The sequence below is a fragment of the Achromobacter sp. HZ01 genome (assembly GCF_003267925.1).
GTDB lineage: Bacteria > Pseudomonadota > Gammaproteobacteria > Burkholderiales > Burkholderiaceae_B > Achromobacter > Achromobacter pulmonis_A.
In genome coordinates this window covers 1,409,642-1,432,328 of the sequence record NZ_LWKV01000002.1, presented here as the reverse complement: position 1 = coordinate 1,432,328, position 22,687 = coordinate 1,409,642, and the positions used below count along the sequence as shown (strand labels likewise).

Below are 22,687 nucleotides of genomic sequence, written 5' to 3'. Positions count from 1 at the left end.
TATTCGCAGTTTTGTTTGTAAACTGGCGAACCGCGCCTGCCGGCGTCACGACCTGGGTTGCCCCGTATGCGTATGAAGTTGAAATCGTTGGTCTTTTGCGTGCTGGCCGCCGCCGTCCTGGCGGGGGCGCCGGCGGGCGCGGCCGGCCCGCAGTCCAACAAGGACATCGTGGTGGGATTTTTCCGCATGATGTTCCAGGACCGCAATTTCGACGAGGCCGTGCGCCAGTACATCGGCCCCAGCTACCGCCAGCACAACCCGTACATGCGCGACGGCGTCGAGCCCGTGGTGGATTTCTTCCCGGCCTATTTCGAGCAGCACCCGCAATCCGTGGTCGAGATCAAGCGCGTCATCGCCGAGGGCGACCTGGTGATGATCCACAACTGGTGGCGCGATTCTCCCGAAGACCGCGGCCAGGCCGTGGTGGATATTTTCCGCGTGGAAAACGGCAAGATCGTCGAGCACTGGGACGTGAGCCAGGAGATCCCCGAGAATCCGGCCAACAAGAACGGCATGTTCTGAAATGACGGCGCGCAGCATCTATCTCGCCGGTTTCGACGTCTTCCTGCCCGACGCCCGGGCGCACGGCGAGCGTCTGAAGGCGCTGTGCGCGGCCCACGGCTTCGAGGGGCTGTTCCCGTTGGACAACCAGGCGCCCGCGGACCTTTCCGGCCAGGCGCTGGCGCAATGGATCTACCGTGAAAACGTGGCGCTGATCCGCCGCGCCGACATGGTGATGGCGAACCTGAATCCGTTTCGCGGCGCCGAGCCCGATTCCGGCACGGCCTTCGAGGTCGGCTACGCCATCGCCCTCGGCAAGCCGGTATGGGGCTATACCGGGCAGGCCGGATCGCTGATCGAGCAGGCGGCCGTCGGCGCGGCGGCCGACGACGGCGCCTCGCGCATGGTCGACGCGCAGGGCTATACGGTCGAGGACTTCGGCCTGAGCCTGAACCTGATGCTGGCCTGCAGCGCCCGCATCGTCCACGGCGACGCCGACGACTGCCTGGCGCACATGGCCGCGGCCGCCTAGCGGCGCGCGGTTTTCCTGGCCGCCGCCGTCTTGCGCGGCGCGCGCGCAGGCGTGCCCAGGTAGCCCATCACCGCATCGACCACCGCCTGTTCCAGCTGCTGCGGCGAGAAGCCGGCCGGCGGTTCCAGCGCGGCCGCGTGCACCAGCGATTCCATGATGCGCAGCACCACGTAGGTGGCCAGGTCGCGGTCCTGCTGCGCGATTTCGCTGCGATGGAATTCCAGCAGATGGCGCATGCGGCGATGGATGTCCTGATCGGCGCGGCTGTGTTCGTGCGGCTGGTCGAACAGCGGGAATTCCCTTTCCAGCACGCGGTGCAGCGCCGGTTCGAGCAGGTGCGCGTGCAGCATCGCCTGCACGATGGCCGCGACGCGCTCGCGCAGCGTGGCGGCGGTATTGCTGTCCAGGACCCGGTCGATCACGTCCAGCATCTGGTTGTCGTGGCGGTCGTGCAGCGCCGCGATCAGCGCGTTCTTGTTGGGAAAGTACTGGTACAGCGAGCCGACGCTGACGCCGGCGGTCTGGGCGATCAGGTTGGTGTTGGTGCCGGCATAGCCATGCGTGGCCAGAACGCGAGCCGTCGCTTGCAGAATCGTGTCCACGGTGTGCTGCGACCGGAGTTGGCGCGGCGATTTCCGGGGCTGGGGGATGGCGGTCATGGGTGCGGAGAAAGGCGAGTATCAAACATGAGCAATCGCTCATGGAATTTCCGGCGGGCGGCTCGATGGCGCCGCCCGCATGGGCGGATTATGCCATCGCCGGCCCGCCCGCCGTGTACCCGCCTCCCCCGGAGATCAGACCGTGGCGGCCATCTCCAGCACTTCGTCGTCGATGGCTTGCGCCTGGCCGTCGCGCTGCTGGTGCAGGTGGTCGGCCAGTTCGGCGATGGTCAGCGCGACCAGGCCGTGCTGGGCGGCATAGCGTTCCAGCGCCGCGCCGCGCATCATGGTGCCGTCGGCGTTCATCAGCTCGCACAGCACGCCGGCCGGGCGCAGGCCCGCCAGCACCGCCAGGTCCACCGAGCCTTCGGTGTGGCCGCGGCGGGTCAGCACGCCGCCCGGCTGGGCGCGCAGCGGAAACACGTGGCCCGGGCTGACGATATCCTCGCTTTGCGCCGCCGGCGAGATGGCCGCGCGGATGGTGGTGACGCGGTCCACGGCCGACACGCCGGTGGAGACGCCTTCGCGCGCCTCGATCGACACGGTGAAGGCGGTGGCGTAGCGGCTCTGGTTGCGCTGGACCATGGGCGGCAGGCCCAGTCGGTCCAGGGTTTCGCCGGGCAGGCACAGGCACACGATGCCGCTGCCGTCGCGGATCAGCTGGGCCATGACCGGCACGGTGAGCTTGTCGGCGGCGACGATCAGGTCGGCCTCGTTCTCGCGGTCGAAGTCGTCCATGAGAATGACCGGACGGCCCAGGCGCAGATGATGCAGGGCGCGCTGCAGGCGGGCGGCGAAAGGCTGCGAAGCCAGGCTGGGGAGGGGGGACTGCTGGGCAGGAATGACGTTGGACATTGGAAACGCTCTCGCAAGTTGAAAAGGGGCGAAAAACGTTCCAGGGCTGCTCTAGACAGCCGGACGCAATACCGTCGTCCGGGCGCGGGCGCGCCGGGATGGGCGGAGTTGTGCCGGCACATCTTCTCTCATCCGGACTGTGACCGTCGGCCCTGGCATCTCACCAGATCTGCTGACCCCGCCGTCCGTGTCGGACGCCGGGCGCTCGCGGGCTCGCCACATTGCATGGCATACCGCCGGTGGGGAATTTCACCCCGCCCTGAAGACGTACTGCATGTCGTGTTAACGACCTAGCCGATTGTACGCCTGTCCGGGGCCGGGCGTCATGAGGGGGACGGATCGGTGTTCAGGTTGCGGCGGCGTCGGCCTGCGGCTTGGCGGCTTTCTTCTTCTTTTTCTCGGGCAGGGCCAGCATCGTGCCGCGGCACGGCGGCGTGCCGCAAAGGCAGCGGTAGCCTTCCTTGAGCTTCTTGGTGATGCGGCCGTCGAGCACCAGGCCGTAGTCGTATGACAGTTCGGTGCCGCGCGGGATGTCGCGCAGCGCCACGATATAGACGCGCTTGCCGTGCTTGCCTTCCTGGGCTTCGCAGTTGGGCTCGCAGGAATGGTTGATCCAGCGGGCGTCGTTGCCTTCGTCGCCGCCGTCGATCACGCGGCCGGAACTGAGCGCGAAGAAAAACGTGTGGAAGGGATCGTCCGGATTGGTCGGATGGCGGCGGTCCGCCTCTTTGGCGCTGATGCGCTTGCCGCCGTACTCGATGATGCGCGTGCCCGCGGGGATCTTGCGCGCGGCGAAGACGCCGTTGCCGTGCAGCTTGGAGCGGCGCACGACATGCCAGGGCTTGATCGGGGTGTCTTCGGTGGTCATGGAGCGGCGGAAGTGGCGGTGAGACGAAACAGGATTATATAGACGCCCATGCGCCGCGAGGACGGGCGTATAGTGGGCGCCGCTCCCTTTCCGACCGAACACGCACCATCATGATCGTTCGTCCGCGTCCTTCCGCGCTGGCCCTGTTCTTCGTCCTGCGCGGCTCCATCGTTCCGCGCATCTTCAGCCGCATCCTGGTCATCACGCTGCTTTCGTGCCTGGTGGTGTGGATGTACCACCAGCGCTGGTTTTCGCCGGCGCATCTGTCGGCGGTGCCGTTTTCGCTGTTCGGCCTGGCCCTGTCCGTCTTCATGGGCTTTCGCAACAACGTCTGCTACGACCGCTGGTGGGAAGCCCGCAAGCAGTGGGGCGAGCTGATCGTGCAGGCGCGCAGCCTGGCGCGCGAAAGCGCGGTGCTGCTGGCGGCCAGCACCGCCGATCCGGTGCAGGAGCGCATCGTGCGGCGGGTCGTCGGCTTCGGCTATGCGCTGGCGGCGCGCCTGCGCGAGGAGGACATGGCCGCCGCCGCTCGCCCCTGGGTGCCGCAGGACGAGGCCGAGGCCCTGGCGGCGTGCCGCAACGTGCCGGACGCGCTGCTGCTGGCCATCAACCGCGACCTGGCCGGCTGCCTGCGGCGCGGCGAGCTGAGCGACATCGTGTACCAGGGGCTGACCGGGCGCGTGGCCGCCTGCGCCGCGATCCAGGCGTCCTGCGAGCGCATCAAGTTCACGCCCTCGCCCTACGCCTATTCGCTGCTGCTGCACCGGACCGCCTGGCTGTTCTGCCTGCTGCTGCCGTTCGGGCTGGTGGGCGCGCTGGAATTCCTGACGCCGGTGGCGGTCTCCATCGTCGCCTACACCTTCTTCGGCCTGGACGCGCTGGGCGACGAACTGGAAGACCCCTTCGGCAAGGACGAGAACGACCTGCCGCTGTCGGCGCTGGCGCGCACGATAGAGATCGACCTGCTCGAAGGCCTGGGCGTGCGGCCCCTGCCCGAGGCGCCGCGGCCGGTGGACTTCGTGCTGCACTAGGCCCCGGTTCAGTTCGCCAGCCCGGTCAGCGGCAGCTGGGTCTCCTTGAGGCGGCGCAGCACGAAACACGATTTGCTGTGCCGGATGCCCGGAATCCGGTAGAGCTGTTCGCGCAGCAGGCGCTCGTAGTCGCGCGTGTCGCGCACGGCGATGCGGATGTAGTAGTCGTAGTCGCCCGAGACCAGAAAGGCCTCCAGCACCTCGGGGATCTGCGCCAGCGCCCGGCCGAACTCGTACAGGGTCTCCTCGCTGTGGCTCTCCAGCGTGACGTGGACGATCACCGTGTCCATGAAGCCCAGGCTGGCCGGGTCGATGTCGACGGTGTAGCCGCGGATGACGCCGGCGCTTTCCATGCGCTTGATGCGGTTCCAGCAGGGCGTGGACGACAGCCCCACGGCCGCGCCGATGTCGTTCAGGCTGGCGCGCGCATTCTCCTGCAGCACCTTGAGAATGGCGAGGTCAAACTTGTCCAGGTTCATTTTCTTTGATTCCTCCAAATCAAAGATAAATTTACTGCGTCTACCGGTTATTGGTGGAAAAGAAGATAAATATTCTTCGGATCTACGAATAAGATAGATAGCATGAACGATCGCCTGCACCCCACCGCCGCCGCCGCGCTTGCCGCCTCTGATCGCCCCGCTGACAACGGGGCGAAAATTCTGCTCGATACCCTGATCGCCCACGGCGTGGATACGGTGTTCGGCTATCCCGGGGGCGCCGTGCTGCCCCTGTACGACGCGCTCTACGCCGAGCCGCGCCTCAAGCACGTGCTGGTGCGCCACGAGCAGGCGGCCGTGCACGCCGCCGAGGGCTACGCCCGCAGCACCGGCCGCACCGGCGTGGTCTTCGTCACCTCGGGCCCGGGCATGGCCAACACCACCTCGGGGCTGCTGGACGCCATGTGCGACTCGATCCCGGTGCTGTGCATCAGCGGCCAGGTGGCCACGGCCGCCATCGGCACCGACGCCTTCCAGGAGTGCGACGCCATCGGCATCTCGCGCTCGGTGACCAAGTGGAACACCCAGATCCGCGCGGTGGACGACGTCGCCGGCGTGGTGGGGCGCGCCTTCGAGCTGACGCGCCAGGGCCGTCCCGGCCCGGTGCTGGTGGACTTCCCCAAGGACGTGCAGCTGGCCGTGCCGCGCGACGCCGACGACGGCATCCCGGCCGCGCCCACGCAGCAGAAGCTGGCCGCGCTGCGCGCGCGGCGCCAGGCCGGCAAGCTCGCGCCCAAACTGCCGCAATCGGCCGTGCGCCGCGCCGCCGCGCTCATCGCGCAGGCCAGGCGGCCCATCTTCTACGGCGGCGGCGGACTGGTGAACGCCGGCCCCGAAGCCTGCGCCGCCTTCGCCGACCTGGTGCGCCATACCGGCGCGCCCTGCACGCTGACGCTGATGGGCCTGGGCGCTTTCCCCGCGTCCAGCCCGCAATTCGTGGGCATGCTGGGCATGCACGGCACGGTCGAGGCCAACCTGGCCATGCACCACGCCGACCTGGTGGTCTGTATCGGCGCGCGCTTCGATGACCGCATCACCGGCAAGCTGTCGGAATTCTGCCCCTACGCCCGCAAGATCCATATCGACATCGATCCCGCCTCGATCAACAAGGTGGTGCGCGTGGACGTCGCGCTGGTGGGCGACTGCCTGCCGCTGGTGAGCGCGCTGCGCGCCGAGCTGGGCGATGCGCCGCTGCCGGCCGCGCGGCTGGCGCCCTGGTGGGACCGCATCGCGGGCTGGCGCGCCCAGGACTGCCTGGGCTATACGCCGGCCGCCGACGCCATCCTGCCGCAGCACCTGATGTCGCGCCTGAACGCGGCGCTGGCCGGCCGCGACGCCATCGTCTCCACCGACGTGGGCCAGCACCAGATGTGGGCGGCGCAATACCTGCGCTTCGACGCGCCCAACCGCTGGCTGACCTCGGGCGGGGCCGGCACCATGGGCTACGGCGTGCCCGCCGCGATCGGCGCGCAGGTCGGCCATCCCGACAAGACGGTGGTCTGCGTCAGCGGCGACGCTTCGGTGCTGATGAACATCCAGGAGCTGTCCACCGCCATGCAGCACCGGACGCCGGTCAAGGTCGTGCTGTGCAACAACGGCTACATGGGCATGGTGCGCCAGTGGCAGGAACTGATCCACGGCGGGCGCTACAGCCACAGCTACAACGCGTCGCTGCCCGATTTCGTGGCCCTGGCGCGCGCCTTCGGCTGGGGCGCGGCCCGCGTCGACGATCCGGCGCAGCTGGACGCGGCGCTGGCCGAATGCCTGGCGCACGACGGCCCGTACTTCCTGGACGTGGCGGTCGCGGCGCAGGAGAACTGCTTCCCGATGATGCCGGCCGGCCACGGCCATCAGCGGATGATGCTGGCCGAAGGCGTGTGGTACCAGGACGAGTCGTAACCGGCCCGGCCGTCCCGTCAGAACTGGATCGACAAGCCCCCGTCCACCACCAGCACGTGGCCGTTGACGTATGACGCCGCCGGCGAGGCCAGGAACACGGCCGCGCCGGCGATCTCTTCCGGTTCGCCCCAGCGGCCCGTCGGATTGCGCGCGGCGACGCGCGGGCCGACGTCGGGGTCGGCGATCATTTCCGCATTGGTCTCGGTGGCGAAGGTGCCTGGCGCGATCGCGTTGCTGGTGATGCCGCGCCCGCCGAATTCGGCCGCCAGCGCGCGCACCATGCCGGTCAGGCCCTGCTTGGCCGCCGGATAGACGGCATCGCCCGAGCGGGCCAGCTCGCCCACCACGGAGGTGATGGCGATCAGGCGTCCGCTGCCCTGGCGCGCCATGCGTTCGGCGGCGAGCTTGGCCAGCAGGATGCCGGCCACCAGGTCGGTGTCGATCAGCGCGCGGATCTCGGCCACGCTGGTGTCGGCCAGCGTCTTGCGGTTGCGCGCCCCGACGTTGTTCACCAGGATGTCCAGCCGGCCATGTTCGCGGTCGATGCGTTCGAAGGCCCGCGCCATGGCGTCATCGTCGCTCACGTCGAACGGCAGCGCATGCGCGTCCAGGCCGGCGGCGGCCAGTTCGCCCGCGGCGGCTGCGGCGGCCTGCGCGTTGCGGCCGTTGATCAGCACGCGCGCGCCGCAGCCGGCCAGCGCCCGCGCGATACAGAAGCCCAGCCCGCGGGCCGAGCCGGTCACCAGGGCCACCTGGCCCGTGAGATCGAAGTTGCGCAGATACGGTAGTGTCGTCATCGGTCCTGCTCCGCTGATAGGCAAAACGCCGGCGGCCGCAATGGCCGCCGGCGTCTAGGCCAGGTCATACGATACGCCGGCGCGCCTGCGCGCCGGCGCGGGACGTCCATCAGGCGGCCGTCTTTTTCGCGGCCTTCTTGGCCGCGGTCTTGGTGGCGGTTTTGGCGGCGGTCTTGGTCGCCGTCTTCTTCACCGCGGCCTTCTTGGCGGGGGCTTTCTTGGCCGCGGTCTTGCTGGCCGTCTTGGCCGGGGCGCGGCCGGGCTTCTCGGGACGCGGCTCGAACTCGAAGCCGATCTTGCCGTCCGGCTGGCGCACCAGGAACGCCTTGAACTTGCGGTTGGTGCGGCTGGAGACGAAGCCGTCGAGCAGGTCGGTGCGGCCGTCGGTCAGCAGCTTCTCCATCTGCGCGCGCGAGATTTCCTGCTGCAGGATGACCTTGCCGGACCGGAAATCGCAGGTCTTGGCGGGGCCGACGGATTTCTCGCAGACGTAGCTCATGCCGTGCTCGAACACGCGCGCATGGCACTTGGGGCAGGCGCCCACCGGCGTGTGGCCGGAGAAGTCCACCGCTTCGTTGTCGTCCTCGTCGTTCTGGCCGAAGTCGAATTCCAGCTTGTACTCGTCGCTGATGCGCAGGATGGCGGCGAACGGCCGGCCCATCTTGCTGATGAAGCCCTGCAGCGGCCCGATCTCGCGCTTGGCCAGCAGCTCTTCGACTTCCGGCAGCTCGAAGGTGCGCCCGCCGGGATGCTTGCCGATGGAGAAGTCGCAGTTGGTGCAGGCGTAGCGGCGGTAGTTTTCCTTCACGACGCCGCCGCACTTGGGGCAGGGCGTCTGCAGCGTGGCGTAGTCGCCGGGCACCGTGTCGCGCTCGTATTCCTTGGCGCGCTTGACGATGACCTGCGTCATCTGGGCGATCTCGCGCATGAAGGCGGCGCGGTCCAGGCCGCCCTGCTCGATCTGCTTGAGCTTGTGCTCCCATTCGCCGGTCAGTTCGGGCGAGGTGAGTTCGGAGACGTCCAGGCCCGAGAGCAGCGTCATCAGCTGGCGCGCCTTGGCGGTGGGCACCAGGTCGCGGCCCTCGCGGCGCAGATAGGCTTCGTTGAGCAGGCCTTCGATGATGGCCGCGCGCGTGGCCGGCGTGCCCAGGCCGCGCTCGGACATGGCTTCGCGCAGTTCTTCGTCATCGACCAGCTTGCCGGCGCCTTCCATGGCCGACAGCAGCGTGGCTTCGTTGAAGCGCGCCGGCGGCTTGGTCGACAGGCCCACGGCTTCCACGTCCTCGGTGCGCACGGTTTCGCCGTCGGCCACCGGCACCAGGTTGGCGTCCTCGCCCTGCGCTTCCTTGCCGTAGACGGTCAGCCAGCCCGGGTTGACCAGCACCTTGCCGTCGGTGCGGAAGCGGTGCCCCTGCACTTCGGTCATGCGCGTGGTGACGCGGTATTCCGCGGCGGGGAAGAACACCGCCAGGAAGCGCTTGAGCACCAGGTCGTACAGCTTGCCCTCGGCCTCGCTGAGGTCGTGCGGGATCTGCAGCGTGGGAATGATGGCGAAGTGGTCCGACACCTTCTTGTTGTCGAAGATGCGGCGGTTCGGCTTGACCCATTGCTGGCCAACCACCGTCTCGGCGTGGCGCGACAGGCTGCCGACCGCGTTGGAGCCGCCCTTGGCCAGCGCGCGCATGGTTTCCTGCACCGTGCCGATGTAGTCCTCGGGCAGGTAGCGCGAATCGGTACGCGGGTAGGTCAGGGCCTTGTGGCGTTCGTACAGGGTCTGGGCCAGCGCCAGCGTGGTCTTGGCCGAAAAGCCGAAGCGGCCGTTGGCCTCGCGCTGCAGCGACGTCAGGTCGTACAGGGCCGGCGACATCTGGGTCGACGGCTTGGATTCCTCGGTGACGCTGCCGGGCTGGTCGCGGCAGGCGGCCACCACGCTTTGCGCGGCGGCCTGCGACCACAGGCGCGATTCGCGCTTTTCCGGGTCGCGCTCGTCTTTCTTGAAGTCGGGGTCGATCCAGCGGCCTTCGTACAGGCCGGCGGCCGCCACGAACTGCGCGCGCACTTCCCAGTAGTCGCGCGGCACGAAGCGGCGGATGCGTTCCTCGCGCTCGGCCACGATGGCCAGCGTGGGCGTCTGGACCCGCCCGACCGGCGTCTTGAAGAAGCCGCCGTCCTTGCTGTTGAAGGCGGTCATGGCGCGCGTGCCGTTGATGCCGACCAGCCAGTCGGCCTCGGCGCGCGAGCGGGCGGCCGCTTCCAGCGGCTTGAGCTGCACGTCGTCGCGCAGGTTGGCGAAGGCTTCGCGGATGGCAGCCTGGGTCATCGACTGCAGCCAGAGGCGCTGGATCGGCTTTTTCACGCCCGCGTACTGAATGATGTAGCGGAAGATCAGCTCGCCCTCGCGCCCGGCGTCACAGGCGTTGATGATGGCGTCCACGTCCTTGCGCTTGGCCAGGCGGACCAGCAGTTTCAGGCGTTCCGCTGATTTCTTGTCGGTGGGCCCCAGTTCGAATTCAGGCGGGATCACGGGCAGGTGCGTGAAGCTCCACTTCCCCTTGACCGGATCGTTGGGCGCGACCAAGCTGAGCAAATGGCCTATGCTCGAAGCGAGGACGTAACGTTCGCTTTCAAAATAGTCGCCCTCGCGCGCAAAGCCTCCCAAGGCGCGTGATATATCGAGGGCTACCGAGGGCTTCTCGGCAATAATCAGCGTTTTATTCATGTGTATCCAGTGGCGGCAGTCCCGCCTTAGTAGCGCGGATAATAAGATCGGAGATTCGCCAGATGCAAGTCGGCACTGAAAGACAAGCGGGATCCGAACTACACGCATGGCGCCAATTTCTGGCGCGCAGCACCCTCTGGCTGGGCGTTTTACTGCTGGGCAGCGCCGCGGTCTGCTGGGTCGCCGCCAACTGGCAGGACATGACCAAAATACAGCGCTTCGCCGGCGTGCAGGCGCTGCTGGCGGCCTGCGCGCTGGCCGCCGCTTGGGCCGGGCTGCGCCTGCGCGCCAGCCCCGGCGTGCGCCGCAGCATACCCGGCGCGCTGCTGGCGCTGGCCGGCATTCTGCTGGGCGCCCTGCTCGCCCTGCTGGGTCAAACTTACCAGACCGGGGCCGACACCTGGGAACTGTTCGCCTGGTGGGCGGCGCTGCTGCTGCCGTGGGCGCTGGCGGCGGCCAGCCAGGCGGTCTGGCTGCTGTGGGTGCTGGTGCTGAACATTGCCACCGCGCTATGGCTGGGCGAGCGCGCCTTCGAGTGGTGGATGGTGTTCGGCGGCCCCGGCGCCGCCAGCCTCATCATCGCGGGCCTGAACCTGGCACTGCTGTTCGCCTGGGAGATGGCCGCGCGCCGCTGGCGCGCCAGCACGCTGTTCGGGCCGCGCATCCTGGCCGCGCTGACCATCAGCGCGCTGGTGGTGTCGCTGATGTTCGGCGACTACATCCTGCGCGGGCTGGGCACCGCCAACGGCGTGGCCTGGCTGGCCGTCACGCTGGGCCTGGGCCTTTATTATCAGCGCGGCCGGCGCGACCTGGTCATACTGGCCATGCTGGCCGCGGGCGTGATCTGCGTGTCGCTGCGCGTGGTGGGCGAATGGCTGCTGCGCCTGGAACCCGGCGTCTGGGCCGCATTGCCGCTGGCCGCGCTGCTGATGGCCGAAGCCGTCTGGGCTGCCCGCTGGCTGCGCCGGCTGGGCGCCGAACCCGCCGCGCCGGTCGCCGCGGCCGACGCCGAGCCGTCGGCCGCCTCGGCCGGCAATGCGGTCGATCCGGCCGACGCGGGCGCGCCGGTGGCGCAGCTGGCGCCGGCCGCGGCCCAGGCCGATCCGCCCTGGTACGTGCAATGCCTGCTGGGCCTGAGCGCCTGGCTGGGCACGCTGCTGCTGCTGGTGTTCGTGGCCTTCTCCGGCGTGGTCACCACCGAGGAAGGCGCGCTGGTGACCGGCCTGGTGCTGTGCGCCGCCGGCGTGGCGGTGCTGCGCAGCGACGCCGGCCCCTTCTGGCGCCAATGCGGCACGGCCATGGCCTTCACCGGCCAGATCCTGATCATCTACGGCCTGTCCAGCTCCACCTCGTTCACCAACGCCTGCCTGTTCGTGCTGCTGATGGCCACGGCGGTATACGCGCTGGGGCCGGACGCCATCCTGCGGTTCCTGAGCGGCCTGCTGATCGCGCTGGCCTCGGCCGGGCTGATCTGGCGCGGCCTGGTGCCGGAGCTGATGCGCGAAGACCTGCTGGAGGCCTGGCTGGATTTCGACGTGGCGCAGGCCACCTTCGTGTGGCTGCCCATCGCGGTGACCGGCGCCTGGGCCACGGCGGTGCTGTTCAGCCTGGGCCGGCGCCTGGGCGGGCGGCGCGCCCACGCGCTGCAGCCGCTGGCCTGGGCCTTCCTGCTGTCGGTCCAGGGCATGGTGTGGCTGGCCAGCGGCATATCGGCCCTGCAGCTGCCGGCGATGTGGCAGCTCAATCCGCGCACGGCGGTGCTGGTGACGGCCGGCGCGCTGCTGCCGGCGGCGGCGGCCCTGGCGGTGCTGTGGCCGCGGCGCCGCGTGCTGACCGCGGGCGTGACCTGGGGCGTGCCGCTGGCGTTGCTGGTGCTGGCGCTGTTCTGGCTGCCCAGCCCGGGCGTGGGCTTCGCGCTGGCCTGGCTGCTGCTGGGCTTCGGCCTGAACCAGCCGCGCCTGGCCATCTTCGGCGTGCTCAGCCTGCTGGCCTATCTGGGCGTCTATTACTACCAGCTCGACGTGCCGCTGCTGCAGAAGGCGCTGTGGCTGGGCGGCGCGGCGGTGCTGCTGTTCATGCTGCGGGCCCTGGTGTGGCTGGTGCCGCGCCTGATGCGCACTCAGGCGCCGTCCGCGCGCGGGCCGCTGCCGCCGGTGTCGGGCGCGCTGCGCTGGCGCACGCTGGGCATCCTGGGCGGCCTGGCGCTGGTGCTGGCGGTGGCCAACGGCGGCATCTGGCAGCGCGAAAAACTGCTGGCTTCCGGCAAGGTGGTCATCCTGGAACTGGCGCCGGTGGACCCGCGCTCGCTGATGCAGGGCGACTACATGGCGCTGAATTTCGCCGCCAGCCGCGAGGTCACGCGGCTGCGCCTGGGCGGCGAGAACCGGCCCGAACCCGATTCGCTGCTGGGCTACGAGCCCGACGGCTACGTGATGCTGGCGCGCGACGAGCGCGGCGTGTCGCAGCCGCTGCGCATCCAGCCCGAGGTGCATCCGCATACCGACGCCGAGGTGCCGCTGCGCTACCGGGTGCGCAACAACGGCGTGCGCATCGTGACCAACGCCTATTTCTTCCCCGAAGGCCAGGCCAAGCGCTACGAGGTCGCCCGCTACGGCGAACTGCGCGTGGCCGACAACGGCGAGGCGCTATTGGTGCGGATGCTGGGCGAGGACCTGCAGCCGCTCTAGGATATTCAGGGAAAGCGCCGCGCCCAGCGCGCGGCGGCCTCGCGCAGGAATGCGTCGCGGTCCTGCGCCGGGAAATCGGCGAAGCCCAGCGCCGACCAGGCGGCCCGCAGCGCCGCCAGCGGCGCGTCGGTATCGATGGGCGGGGCGCCATTCTGCTTGGACAGCTTCAGTCCGCTGGCGGGGTCCAGGATCAGCGGCACATGCAGATAGCGCAGCGCCGGCAGGCCCAGCAGGCGGCCCAGCACGCGCTGGCGCGCCGTGGAACCCAGCAGGTCGGCGCCGCGCACCACGTCCGTGACGCCCTGCGCCGCATCGTCGACCACCACGGCCAGCTGATAGGCCCACAGGCCGTCGGCGCGGCGCAGCGCCATGTCGCCCACGGCGCGGGCCACGTCCTGTTCCTGCGGTCCCAGCCAGCGGTCCTCGAAATGTTCCACGCCCGGCGGCACCCGCAGGCGCCATGCGCGCGCCTGGCGGCCCGGCGGCAGGCCGTTGCGGCAGGTGCCGGGGTAAGGCCGTTCGCCGTCGGCGCCCGGCTGGGTCTGGCCGCGCAGGGCCGAGTCGGCGATTTCGCGGCGGGTGCAGCCGCAGCCGTAGATCAGGCCGCGCGCGGCCAGCGCGTCGAAAGCCGCCTGGTAGGCCGCGCCGCGCTGCGACTGCCACATGATGTCGCCGTCCCAGGCCAGGCCCAGCGCCTGCAGCTGCGCCATGATGCGCTCGGCCGCGCCGGGCACGGTGCGCGGCGTGTCCACGTCCTCGATGCGCAGCAGCCAGCGCCCTTCATGGGCGCGCGCGTCCAGCCAGCTGGCCAGGGCGGCCACGAGCGAGCCCGCGTGCAGCGGGCCGCTGGGACTGGGGGCGAAACGGCCTACGTAGTTCACAGGGCGAAGCCCGCGCGCCGGTGCGCGCGGGACGATGGAGACAAGGAGGTGCCGCGGCGGCGCGCCGCGTTCAATGGAGGCGGCGCGCGCCGTCGTCGTCGAGGAGCTCTTCCAGGACCAGATTGTCGATCTCGGCCTCCTGGCTCCAGAGGACCATGAGGGCGATGATCTTGATCTTCGACAGCGGCACGGGGGATTCGGGCGCGGCCAGCCCGCGGTCGATCACGATTTCGCGCAGGGGCGCGGGCAGCACGCCGGCCGATTCCAGGAAGGCGATGAAGCCGATGGACTCGGTGCCGAGCTGCTGATACTCGTTATCGGTGTAGATGCGGGTGCCGGTGGTGGGCGCCTGGGCGAGATCGACGCACCGTTCGGTGGTCTCGGCGAGGCCGTAGAGCCATCCGAGCGCATCGTCGATGTCTTCGTGCTCGAACCCCGCGGCGGCAAGCCGCTTGGCCAGCACGTCAGCCGCAGGACAGGCTTGCGGCGTGTAGTAATTCTCGTACAGATAAACCAGGATATCGAACATATGGCGCAGTCTTGTGCCTGTTTGCACAGTCGGCCCGCATATCGGCAGACCAGCAAACATGAATTTTACTGTACGCCGATTTGTAGGGCCGGGCAACCAACCCGATGGCGAGTGTTGTATGCCGTCACCCCAGGTCCAAAAAGCGGCGTTTTTCGGCCAAATACTGCCAAACTGCATGATTCGACGAAAAGGGGCGGACCCCGAAAAGGCCGCCCCTTTATTCCGTCCCTTTTTTTGCCTCAGGTGGTCCTGGGGGCGTTCTCCAGCTTGAGCTGCGCCAGCTGGCGCATGAACACCGGAATGCATACCGCCAGCCCGATCAGGCCGCTGGTCAGGCCCGGCAGGATCGTCAGCAGGGCGCCCACGACGCACAGCCAGCGCTCCCAGCTCTTCATGCCGACCAGCATGTAGCGCGAGAACGCGGCCGACAGCAGCACCAGGCCGATCATGCAGCCGACCAGCGTCACGGCGAAGTCATACCAGGTGAAGCCCTGCACCGAAATCAGCAGCGACGGCGAGAACACGAACACGAAGGGCACGATGAGCTTGGTGATGCCCAGCCGGAACGCCGTGTTGCCGGTCTTGAACGGGTCGCTGCCCGCCATGCCCGCGGCCGCGTAGGCGGCCAGCGCCACCGGCGGCGTGATGTCGGCCAGGATGCCGAAATAGAACACGAAGAAGTGCGCCGCGATCGGCTGCACGCCCAGCTGCACCAGCGTGGGGGCGGCCACCGCCACCATGATCAGGTAGTTGGCCGTGGTCGGAATGCCGCAGCCCATCAGGATGCAGACGATGCCGGTCATGACCAGCGCCGCGATCAGGGTCAGCGTCTGGGTGTTGGCGATGGCCTCCGGAATCACCGTGGCCGCGCCGCCGGCGATGGCCTGCGCCGCCGAGATCACGATGTACGAGATCTTGAAGCCCACGCCGGTCAGCGTGACCACGCCGATCACGATGCCCACCGTGCCCGCCGCCGCGCCCACCGCCAGCGCGTACTTGGCGCCGGTTTCGAAGGCTTCGTACAGGTCGCGCAGGCGCAGCCGCTGGAACGGATTGAGCAGGCCCACCACGATGCAGCCCGTGATCCCGGCGAATGCCGCCAGGTAGGGCGTGCGGCCGCTGGCCAGCACGCCGATCAGCAGCGCCAGCGGAATCAGGGTCGGCCAGCGCATCTTGAACGACTGCTTGAGCTTGGGCATTTCTTCGTTGGTCAGCCCGCGCAGCCCTTCGCGCTTGGCCTCGAAGTGCACCTGCATGAACATGCCGAAGAAATACAGGAACGCCGGGAAAATCCCCGCGATCGCGATCTGCTGGTACGGAATGCCCAGGAACTCGATCATCAGGAACGCGGCCGCGCCCATGATGGGCGGCGTGATCTGGCCGCCGGTGCTGCTGGCGGCTTCGACGCCCGCGGCGAAGTGCCGCGGATAGCCGATGCGGATCATGGCGGGAATGGTGAGCGAGCCCACCGTCACCGCGTTGGCCACCGAGGAGCCCGACAGCATGCCGAACATGGCCGAGCCGAACACCGACACCTTGGCCGGCCCGCCGGCGTAGCGGCCGGCGACGGTGGAGGCCACGTCCAGGAACAGCTGGCCCAGGCCGATGCGGGTGGCCAGCACCCCGAACAGCACGAAGTGGAACACATAGGTGGCCACCACGCCCACGGCCACGCCGTACACGCCCTGGCTGGTCAGGTACATGTGGTTGACGACCTGGGACCAGGTATTGCCGGCGTGCTGCAGCAGCCCGGGGAAATACGGGCCGAACATGGCGTAGGCCATGAACACCAGCGCGATGATGGGCAGCGGCCAGCCCATGGCGCGGCGCGTGGCCTCCAGCAGGCCGATCAGCAGGATGGACCCCATGAACACGTCGATCGGCAGCGGATTGCCGACGCGGAACGCCAGGTCCTCGAAAATGTAGGGGATATACAGCACCGACAGGGCCAGCGCGATCGCGATGATCCAGTCATACAGCGGAATGCCGCCGGGCGCGTACCAGGTGGACTTCGGCTCGCGCGTGTAGTGCGCCTTCGAAAAGCCGAACACCAGGAAGATGAGGCTCAGCACGAACGCCAGGTGCACGCCGCGGTGCGTGGCCTCGCGCAGCAGGCCGAAGCCGGCCGTGTAGTAATGAAAGATCGAGAGTGCAACCAGCAGGCCGGACACGATCCATGTGGCCGCCTTGTCCAGCGGCCGGAAGCGGATTTCCGAGTCGTACTTCTCCGCCAGCTGCTGGGTTTTTTCGTGGTCTATTTCCATCGCCGTGATTCTCAGGGTGATTCAGCAAACAGGGCCGCTCGTGGCGGCCCCGCGCAGGTAATACATACTTTCCCGACCGTGCGCCGCCAAGCAGCACACCCGCTGCAAGCCGCCGCAGCCTCCGAGCGGGGGCCGCGTGGATCCGGCTCCGCCGGTCCACAGCGGCGCCCCCCTGGGGGGGAAGCGCCGCAGGCGCTCCGGGGGGGTGTTACTTCAGCAAGCCGATTTCCTTGTAGAACTTCTCGGCGCCCGGGTGGAACGGAATGCCCGCGCCCTTGACCGCGTTTTCGCGCGTGATCAGCTTGCCCTTGGCGTGGCCGTTGTCCAGCGTCTTGCGGGTGGCGTCGCTGTACAGCGCCTTGGTGACGTCATAGACCACCTGCTCGGACAGCTTGGCCGAGGAGACCATCTGCGCGTTGACCGAGATGGTCTTGACCTCGCCCACGTTCTGGTAGGTGTTGGCGGCGATGGTGTCGGGCGTGAAGAACTGCTGCTTGGCGCGCAGCGCGTCGATTTCCGGGCCGACCAGCGGCACGATCTCGATGCCGGCGCCGCTGGAAGCCAGTTCCGCGATGGCGCCGGCCGGGGCGCCGCCCACGAAGAAGAAGGCGTCCAGGCCGCCGTCCTTGAGCTTGTCGCCCGCCTGGTTCGGCTTGAGGTATTCGGCCTTGATGTCCTTGTCGGTCATGCCGTAGGCGCCCAGGATCAGGCGCACGTCGACCAGCGTGCCCGAGCCCGGCTCGTCCATGGAGACGCGCTTGCCCTTCAGGTCGGCCACGCTCTTGATGCCGGCGCCCTTGCGCGCGACCAGGTGGATGCTTTCCGGGTACAGCGTGGCGATCAGGCGCAGATCCTGCGCCTTGGGCTTGCCTTCGAACGTGCCGGTGCCGCTATAGGCCCAGTAGGCCACGTCGGATTGCGTGAAGCCGGCCTCGAACGAACCGCCCAGGATGCCGTTGATGTTGGCCACCGACCCGTTGGACGCGACCGCCGTGGCGATCAGCTTGCCGGGCTGGGACACCGCGTTGGCGATGATGCCGCCGATCGGGTAGTAGGTGCCGGCCGTGCCGCCGGTGCCGATGCGGAAGAATTGCTGCGCTTGCGCGCTGCCGACGGCGCCGACCGCGGCGACGGCCAGGGTCAGGGTGGTGATCCAGTGCTTCAGTTTCATGCGGGCTTCTCCGTGATTTCGCGATGATTGAATATCGTCGTTTCGTGCCGCCGGATCTTGCGCCCGGCGGCAAAAAACGCGCCCTCCCCTGGGGGCGTTCTTTATGATGAAATTCTGTCATGCCGACACCTTGTAGCCAATGCTTACGGAGCTATCGTTTACCAGGGGGTCGCATGGCATTTTGGTTATGACCGGCCCATATTTGGTTATGGTGTGAGGTTGCCTGCGACGCGGGTGCAGATAACGGAGCGTTCACCGATGTCCCTGGAAGTCATACGCGGCATAGCGCTGCCGCCCGCGGCCCAGCCGGGCGATCCCCTGGCCCGTATCGATACGCCCAGCCTGGTGCTGGACCTGGCGCCCTTCGAAGCCAACCTGCGCGCCATGCAGGCCTGGGCCGACCGCCACCAGGTGGCCCTGCGGCCGCACGCCAAGGCGCACAAATGCCCTGAGATCGCGCTGCGCCAGCTGGCCCTGGGCGCGCGCGGCATCTGTTGCCAGAAAGTCAGCGAAGCCCTGCCTTTCGTGGCCGCCGGCATCCGCGACATCCATATCAGCAACGAGGTGGTCGGGCCGGCCAAGCTGGCGCTGCTGGGCCAGCTGGCGCGCGCCGCCAAGATCAGCGTGTGCGTGGACAACGCGGAAAACCTGGCGCAGCTGTCGGCCGCCATGACGCAGGCCGGCGCCGAAATCGACGTGCTGGTGGAGGTGGACGTGGGCCAGGGCCGCTGCGGCGCGTCCGACGATGCCGCGGTGCTGGCGCTGGCGCAGCAGGCGCGCGCCCTGCCGGGCCTGAATTTCGCCGGGCTGCAGGCCTACCACGGCTCGGTGCAGCATCTGCGCACGCGCGAAGAGCGCGCCGCGGTCTGCCGCCAGGCCGCGGGCATCGCCGCCTCGTACGCGCAGCTGCTGCGCGAAAGCGGCATCGCCTGCGACACCATCACGGGCGGCGGCACCGGCAGCGCGGAATTCGACGCGGCCAGCGGCGTCTACACCGAGCTGCAGGCCGGCTCCTACGCCTTCATGGACGGCGACTACGGCGCCAACGAATGGAACGGTCCGCTCACCTTCCAGAACAGCCTGTTCGTGCTGTCCACCGTCATGAGCGCGCCGGCTCCCGACCGCGTCATCCTGGACGCCGGCCTGAAGTCCACCACCGCCGAATGCGGCCCGCCGGCGCTGTACGGCGAACCGGGGCTGAGCTACGCCGCCATCAACGACGAACACGGCGTGGTGCGCGTGGCGCCGGGCGCGCAGGCGCCGGCGCTGGGCGCGGTGCTGCGCCTGGTGCCTTCGCACGTCGATCCCACTTTCAACCTGCACGACGGCCTGGTGGTGGTGAAGGACGGCGTGGTGCAGGACATCTGGGAAATCGCGGCGCGCGGATTCTCGCGCTGACCGGGCGCGGCACGCCAAAAAGCCGGCGCGCCATCGACGCGCCGGCCCTGATGCGGGGATGTCCGTGGCCCTATTGGGCCTTCTGCTGGATCTTTTCCCCGCCGCGTTCAATATCCTTGCCGGCGCCTTCCATCGTGTTGCAGCCCGCCGTGACGGCGGCGGCTGCCAGCACCAGCGCAAGCCAGATTCGATGCGTCATGTTTTTCTCCTTTCGGCACACGGCCGCGACTATTTCTTGTCCAGCAAGTCGCGTGCCTGATCCTTGGCCTCGCCCACGTTGCGCTGCACCTTGCCGACGGTCTTCTCCGCCTTGCCCTCGGCTTCGGTCTGGCGGTTGCCGGTCACCTTGCCGGCGGTTTCCTTGATGGCGCCCTTGACTTCCTTGGCGGCGCCCTTGATGCGGTCGTTGTCCATGTCGTCTCTCCTTTTCAGGTTGCATGAACCGCAGGCCCGGGAGCCGCGCGAGGCCGGCTCCGGCTGCGGACGGACCCACTATAGGAATCGCGCGGCGCATGCGTAAGACGTGAGCGCACCAGATTGACTAGTGTTTTTGCACCTGCCGAGCGGCCCCCAGGCGCGTTGCGGCGCGCTAGGGAAAAAACACTAGATGAATTCGTTCACCGTGATCTGTGCAGGCTGGATGGCCGCGCCTATCGTGGACTTGCACGGGCGGCCCGCGTTGCGGCGCTGCCCCCGGTGCAGCCAGCCTTGAACCTTTCAGGAGAAAAGCCATGCAAGCACATCAGCAACCCAACGACCCGTCCGATCCCACCCAGCCTCCCGGCCAGCGGCCCGGCGACGCGCCGGACAAGCAGGCGCCGGGTCAGCGCCCCACGCCGCGGCCCGGACAGGATGACACCGTACCCGGCCGTCCCGGCGACCCCGGACAGCCCGGCGATCCGGCCAAGCCCGTGGTGACCCAGCCGCTTTGAGGCAGGACGGCCCGGCGCAGACCGCCGGGCCGACAGCGGGCGCTCAGTCCACCTGGGCGCCCGACTGCTTGACGGCCTTGCCCCACTTCTGCACTTCGCCGGCGATGAACGCGCCGGTGTCCTGCGGCGTCATCGGCATGGGTTCGGCGCCGCGGTCGCGGAAGAATTTCTGCATCTCCGGCGCCTTCAGCACCTGGCCGATCTGCTGGCTCAGATAGCCCGTCACCGCCGGCGGCGTGTCGCGCGGCGCCAGCACCGCGGCCCAGCCGATGGCTTCGAAGCCCGGATAACCCGATTCCGCCACCGTCGGCACGTCGGGCAGCTGCGGCAGCCGCTTGGCGGTGGTCACCGCCAGCGCCACCGCTTTCTTGCTCTGCACGTGCGGCAGGCCGGCGGTCACGGAATCCACCATCAGCGGCACCTGATGGCCCAGGAAATCCGCCTGCGCCGGGCCGCTGCCCTTGTACGGAATGTGGCGGATGTCCACATCGGCGGCCGCCTTGAACATCTCGGCCGACAGATGCTGCGTGCCGCCGATGCCGGCGCTGGCGTAGGCCAGCTCGCCCGGATTGGCGCGCGCCTGCTCGACCAGCTGCTTGAGCGAGGTGATGCCCGAGGCCGGCGTGGCCAGGAACATCAGCGGCACCGAAAACACGCCCGACACCGGCGCGAAATCCTTGGTCAGGCTGTAGTTGATGGTCTTGTACAGCGTCTGGTTCACGGCCGCGGCGCTGCCCGCGATCACCAGCGTGTAGCCGTCGGCCGCGGCGCGCGCCGCCTGCTCCATGCCGATATTGCTGCCGGCGCCGGCGCGGTTCTCGACCACGATGGGCTGCTTGACCGCCGCGCCCAGCTTTTCGGCCAGCGCGCGCGCGAAGATGTCGGTGGCCTGGCCCGGCGGGAACGGCACGATCAGGCGGATGGGGCGTTCGGGATACTGCGCCTGCGCCGGGGCGCCGGCCGCCGCCAGCATCAGACAGGCCGCGAGACTGGAAAGAGTACGTTTCATGATTGGTCAGTAAAAAGCGACAAAGGGCTGCGCGCGGGGTCTGCGCCTGTTGCATAAAATAGAGCGCCCGCGCTGGCGGCCCTCTTGAGGCGGCCCTGGGGCGGATCGGCAGGGGTTCGTCACGATAGCATTCCCCCGCCGGTGCTACATTTCCCTTGTTTCCCCACCCCTGTTCTCTCATTCCGCAGGAACCGCCATGGAATTCAGCCAGTTCAACGTCAACACCCTCATGGAGATCACCGCCCGCCCGGACCTCGTGTTCGTGCGAGGCCAGGGGTCCTGGCTGGAGGATCACGCGGGCAAGCGATACCTGGACTTCGTCCAGGGCTGGGCCGTCAACACCCTGGGCCACTGCGCCCCGGAAATGCAGAAGGCCCTGCTGGACCAGTCCAAGCTGCTGATGAACCCCTCGCCGGCCTTCTACAACGAGCCGTCCATCGCCCTGGCCCAGCGCCTGACCGGCGCCTCGGTGTTCGACCGCGTGTTCTTCGCCAACAGCGGCGGCGAGGCCAATGAAGGCGCCATCAAGCTCGCGCGCAAGTGGGGCCAGGTCAACAAGAACGGCGCGTACAAGATCATCACCATGAATCACGGCTTCCACGGCCGCACGCTGGCGACCATGTCCGCGTCGGGCAAGCCGGGCTGGGACAAGATGTTCGCCCCGCAGGTCGAAGGCTTCCCCAAGGCCGAAATCAACGACCTGGAATCCGTGCGCAAGCTGATCGACGACCAGACCGTCGCCATCATGCTCGAACCGGTCCAGGGCGAAGCCGGCGTCATCCCGGCCACCAAGGAATTCATGCAGGGCCTGCGCAAGCTCGCCGACGAGCACAAGCTGCTCTTCATCGTCGACGAAGTCCAGACCGGCATGGGCCGCACCGGCACGATGTTCGCCTACCAGCAATCCGACGTGGTGCCCGACATCATGACGCTGGCCAAGGGCATCGGCGGCGGCGTGCCGCTGGCCGCGCTGCTGGCGCGCCAGGAAGTCTGCGTCTTCGCCCACGGCGACCAGGGCGGCACCTACAACGGCAACCCCCTCATGGCCGCCGTCGGCGTGGCCGTGTTCGACGCGCTGGCCGCCCCGGGCTTCATGGAATCCGTCAACGCCCGCGCCAAGCAGCTGTCCGAAGGCCTGCTGGCCCTGTCGGCCAAGTACGGCATGAAGGGCGAGCGCGGCCTGGGCCTCTTGCGCGCCCTGGTCATGGACCGCGACGACGGCCCCGCCATCGTCGAAGCCGCCCGCAACCTGGCGCCCAACGGCCTGCTGCTGAACGCCCCGCGCGGCAACCTGCTGCGCTTCATGCCCGCGCTGAACGTCACGGCCGAAGAAATCGACACCATGCTCAAGCAGCTGGATGGCTTGATTGCGCAGGTGCGCAAGGCGTGATTCAAACCTGCAGGCAGTAAACAGCAAGGGCCGCGATCATCGCGGCCCTTGTGCTTTGCGCGATGGGC

General features: G+C 68.5%; 21 protein-coding genes and 1 riboswitch. Of the genes, 8 read left to right on the top strand and 13 right to left on the bottom strand.

What is annotated here, in order from left to right; all coding sequences use genetic code 11:
• The first annotated feature begins 72 nt into the window (after nt 1-72).
• Nucleotides 73-522: a nuclear transport factor 2 family protein gene (locus tag A6B37_RS15640; protein WP_246842479.1), complete on the top strand. Its 450-nt coding sequence runs from the start codon at nt 73-75 to the stop codon at nt 520-522.
• Between the two features lies 1 nt (nt 523).
• A complete protein-coding gene (locus A6B37_RS15635) occupies nt 524-1,033 on the top strand; it encodes a nucleoside 2-deoxyribosyltransferase (protein WP_111826260.1) in 510 nt (169 codons plus the stop codon).
• Here the strand turns inward: A6B37_RS15635 and A6B37_RS15630 are convergent.
• From A6B37_RS15630 to A6B37_RS15620, 3 genes are all read right to left on the bottom strand, one after another.
• On the bottom strand, nt 1,030-1,692 hold the full coding sequence (locus A6B37_RS15630; RefSeq protein ID WP_111826259.1) for a TetR/AcrR family transcriptional regulator: 663 nt from the start codon (nt 1,690-1,692) through the stop codon (nt 1,030-1,032). The two genes, A6B37_RS15635 and A6B37_RS15630, sit on opposite strands and share 4 nt — an antisense overlap.
• A gap of 135 nt (nt 1,693-1,827) precedes the next feature.
• The gene (gene ribB, locus A6B37_RS15625) at nt 1,828-2,547 is read right to left on the bottom strand and encodes a 3,4-dihydroxy-2-butanone-4-phosphate synthase (RefSeq protein WP_111826258.1); all 720 of its coding nucleotides are present in this window, start codon (nt 2,545-2,547) and stop codon (nt 1,828-1,830) included.
• 116 nt (nt 2,548-2,663) lie between these two features.
• Nucleotides 2,664-2,818, bottom strand: a riboswitch (FMN riboswitch).
• A gap of 75 nt (nt 2,819-2,893) precedes the next feature.
• Entirely contained in the window at nt 2,894-3,415 is a 522-nt protein-coding gene (locus tag A6B37_RS15620; RefSeq protein ID WP_102772917.1) for an SET domain-containing protein-lysine N-methyltransferase, read from the bottom strand.
• Between the two features lie 110 nt (nt 3,416-3,525).
• Here A6B37_RS15620 and A6B37_RS15615 point away from each other — a divergent pair, with 110 nt between their 5' ends.
• Nucleotides 3,526-4,446, top strand: a complete 921-nt coding sequence (locus A6B37_RS15615) for a bestrophin family protein (protein ID WP_111826257.1) — start codon at nt 3,526-3,528, stop codon at nt 4,444-4,446.
• An 8-nt stretch (nt 4,447-4,454) separates the two neighbouring features.
• Here the strand turns inward: A6B37_RS15615 and A6B37_RS15610 are convergent, their stop codons facing one another.
• Nucleotides 4,455-4,925 carry an Lrp/AsnC family transcriptional regulator gene (locus A6B37_RS15610; RefSeq protein WP_102772919.1) on the bottom strand — a complete coding sequence of 157 codons (471 nt, stop codon included), beginning with the start codon at nt 4,923-4,925 and terminating at the stop codon, nt 4,455-4,457.
• A gap of 93 nt (nt 4,926-5,018) precedes the next feature.
• On the opposite strand from A6B37_RS15610, the gene ilvB reads away from it, so the two are divergent.
• Complete coding sequence (gene ilvB, locus A6B37_RS15605) at nt 5,019-6,842, top strand: biosynthetic-type acetolactate synthase large subunit (RefSeq protein ID WP_111826256.1); 1,824 nt, start codon at nt 5,019-5,021, stop codon at nt 6,840-6,842.
• 17 nt (nt 6,843-6,859) lie between these two features.
• Here the strand turns inward: ilvB and A6B37_RS15600 are convergent, their stop codons facing one another.
• A complete protein-coding gene (locus A6B37_RS15600) occupies nt 6,860-7,639 on the bottom strand; it encodes an SDR family oxidoreductase (protein WP_111826255.1) in 780 nt (259 codons plus the stop codon).
• 109 nt (nt 7,640-7,748) lie between these two features.
• The gene (locus A6B37_RS15595; protein WP_111826254.1) at nt 7,749-10,358 is read right to left on the bottom strand and encodes a DNA topoisomerase III; all 2,610 of its coding nucleotides are present in this window, start codon (nt 10,356-10,358) and stop codon (nt 7,749-7,751) included.
• Between the two features lie 62 nt (nt 10,359-10,420).
• Here A6B37_RS15595 and A6B37_RS15590 point away from each other — a divergent pair, with 62 nt between their 5' ends.
• A complete protein-coding gene (locus tag A6B37_RS15590; RefSeq protein ID WP_111826253.1) occupies nt 10,421-13,045 on the top strand; it encodes a GDYXXLXY domain-containing protein in 2,625 nt (874 codons plus the stop codon).
• 5 nt (nt 13,046-13,050) lie between these two features.
• Here A6B37_RS15590 and gluQRS read toward each other — a convergent pair whose 3' ends face one another.
• The 4 genes from gluQRS to A6B37_RS15570 all read right to left on the bottom strand — a co-directional run bounded on the left by gluQRS (nt 13,051) and on the right by A6B37_RS15570 (nt 17,890).
• Entirely contained in the window at nt 13,051-13,926 is an 876-nt protein-coding gene (gene gluQRS / locus A6B37_RS15585) for a tRNA glutamyl-Q(34) synthetase GluQRS (RefSeq protein ID WP_168202199.1), read from the bottom strand.
• 70 nt (nt 13,927-13,996) lie between these two features.
• A complete protein-coding gene (locus tag A6B37_RS15580) occupies nt 13,997-14,455 on the bottom strand; it encodes a DUF494 domain-containing protein (protein WP_102772925.1) in 459 nt (152 codons plus the stop codon).
• Between the two features lie 239 nt (nt 14,456-14,694).
• Nucleotides 14,695-16,719 carry a TRAP transporter permease gene (locus A6B37_RS15575; protein WP_102772926.1) on the bottom strand — a complete coding sequence of 675 codons (2,025 nt, stop codon included), beginning with the start codon at nt 16,717-16,719 and terminating at the stop codon, nt 14,695-14,697.
• A gap of 208 nt (nt 16,720-16,927) precedes the next feature.
• Nucleotides 16,928-17,890, bottom strand: coding sequence for a TAXI family TRAP transporter solute-binding subunit (locus tag A6B37_RS15570; RefSeq protein WP_102772927.1), 963 nt, complete (start codon nt 17,888-17,890; stop codon nt 16,928-16,930).
• 258 nt (nt 17,891-18,148) lie between these two features.
• Here A6B37_RS15570 and A6B37_RS15565 point away from each other — a divergent pair, with 258 nt between their 5' ends.
• Entirely contained in the window at nt 18,149-19,288 is a 1,140-nt protein-coding gene (locus A6B37_RS15565; protein WP_111826251.1) for a DSD1 family PLP-dependent enzyme, read from the top strand.
• Between the two features lie 70 nt (nt 19,289-19,358).
• Here the strand turns inward: A6B37_RS15565 and A6B37_RS15560 are convergent, their stop codons facing one another.
• Entirely contained in the window at nt 19,359-19,487 is a 129-nt protein-coding gene (locus tag A6B37_RS15560) for an entericidin A/B family lipoprotein (RefSeq protein ID WP_102772929.1), read from the bottom strand.
• A 29-nt stretch (nt 19,488-19,516) separates the two neighbouring features.
• Nucleotides 19,517-19,702: a CsbD family protein gene (locus tag A6B37_RS15555; RefSeq protein ID WP_102772930.1), complete on the bottom strand. Its 186-nt coding sequence runs from the start codon at nt 19,700-19,702 to the stop codon at nt 19,517-19,519.
• Nucleotides 19,703-20,019: 317 nt separating this feature from the next.
• Here A6B37_RS15555 and A6B37_RS15550 point away from each other — a divergent pair, with 317 nt between their 5' ends.
• On the top strand, nt 20,020-20,220 hold the full coding sequence (locus A6B37_RS15550) for a hypothetical protein (protein WP_102772931.1): 201 nt from the start codon (nt 20,020-20,022) through the stop codon (nt 20,218-20,220).
• Between the two features lie 43 nt (nt 20,221-20,263).
• Here A6B37_RS15550 and A6B37_RS15545 read toward each other — a convergent pair whose 3' ends face one another.
• Entirely contained in the window at nt 20,264-21,193 is a 930-nt protein-coding gene (locus A6B37_RS15545; RefSeq protein WP_246842497.1) for a tripartite tricarboxylate transporter substrate binding protein, read from the bottom strand.
• Nucleotides 21,194-21,425: 232 nt separating this feature from the next.
• On the opposite strand from A6B37_RS15545, the gene A6B37_RS15540 reads away from it, so the two are divergent.
• Complete coding sequence (locus A6B37_RS15540; protein WP_102772933.1) at nt 21,426-22,619, top strand: acetylornithine transaminase; 1,194 nt, start codon at nt 21,426-21,428, stop codon at nt 22,617-22,619.
• The last annotated feature ends 68 nt before the right edge of the window (nt 22,620-22,687 follow it).

Coding starts and splice junctions, on each gene's coding strand:
- A6B37_RS15595 (WP_111826254.1), bottom strand. CDS start 10,358: ATGAATAAAACGCTGATTATTGCCGAGAAGCCCTCGGTAGCCCTCGAT.
- A6B37_RS15570 (WP_102772927.1), bottom strand. CDS start 17,890: ATGAAACTGAAGCACTGGATCACCACCCTGACCCTGGCCGTCGCCGCG.
- A6B37_RS15630 (WP_111826259.1), bottom strand. CDS start 1,692: ATGACCGCCATCCCCCAGCCCCGGAAATCGCCGCGCCAACTCCGGTCG.
- A6B37_RS15555 (WP_102772930.1), bottom strand. CDS start 19,702: ATGGACAACGACCGCATCAAGGGCGCCGCCAAGGAAGTCAAGGGCGCC.
- A6B37_RS15540 (WP_102772933.1), top strand. CDS start 21,426: ATGGAATTCAGCCAGTTCAACGTCAACACCCTCATGGAGATCACCGCC.
- A6B37_RS15600 (WP_111826255.1), bottom strand. CDS start 7,639: ATGACGACACTACCGTATCTGCGCAACTTCGATCTCACGGGCCAGGTG.
- A6B37_RS15545 (WP_246842497.1), bottom strand. CDS start 21,193: ATGCTGGCGGCGGCCGGCGCCCCGGCGCAGGCGCAGTATCCCGAACGC.
- A6B37_RS15580 (WP_102772925.1), bottom strand. CDS start 14,455: ATGTTCGATATCCTGGTTTATCTGTACGAGAATTACTACACGCCGCAA.
- ribB (WP_111826258.1), bottom strand. CDS start 2,547: ATGTCCAACGTCATTCCTGCCCAGCAGTCCCCCCTCCCCAGCCTGGCT.
- A6B37_RS15620 (WP_102772917.1), bottom strand. CDS start 3,415: ATGACCACCGAAGACACCCCGATCAAGCCCTGGCATGTCGTGCGCCGC.
- A6B37_RS15635 (WP_111826260.1), top strand. CDS start 524: ATGACGGCGCGCAGCATCTATCTCGCCGGTTTCGACGTCTTCCTGCCC.
- A6B37_RS15550 (WP_102772931.1), top strand. CDS start 20,020: ATGCAAGCACATCAGCAACCCAACGACCCGTCCGATCCCACCCAGCCT.
- A6B37_RS15590 (WP_111826253.1), top strand. CDS start 10,421: ATGCAAGTCGGCACTGAAAGACAAGCGGGATCCGAACTACACGCATGG.
- A6B37_RS15575 (WP_102772926.1), bottom strand. CDS start 16,719: ATGGAAATAGACCACGAAAAAACCCAGCAGCTGGCGGAGAAGTACGAC.
- A6B37_RS15610 (WP_102772919.1), bottom strand. CDS start 4,925: ATGAACCTGGACAAGTTTGACCTCGCCATTCTCAAGGTGCTGCAGGAG.
- A6B37_RS15615 (WP_111826257.1), top strand. CDS start 3,526: ATGATCGTTCGTCCGCGTCCTTCCGCGCTGGCCCTGTTCTTCGTCCTG.
- A6B37_RS15560 (WP_102772929.1), bottom strand. CDS start 19,487: ATGACGCATCGAATCTGGCTTGCGCTGGTGCTGGCAGCCGCCGCCGTC.
- A6B37_RS15565 (WP_111826251.1), top strand. CDS start 18,149: ATGTCCCTGGAAGTCATACGCGGCATAGCGCTGCCGCCCGCGGCCCAG.
- A6B37_RS15640 (WP_246842479.1), top strand. CDS start 73: ATGAAGTTGAAATCGTTGGTCTTTTGCGTGCTGGCCGCCGCCGTCCTG.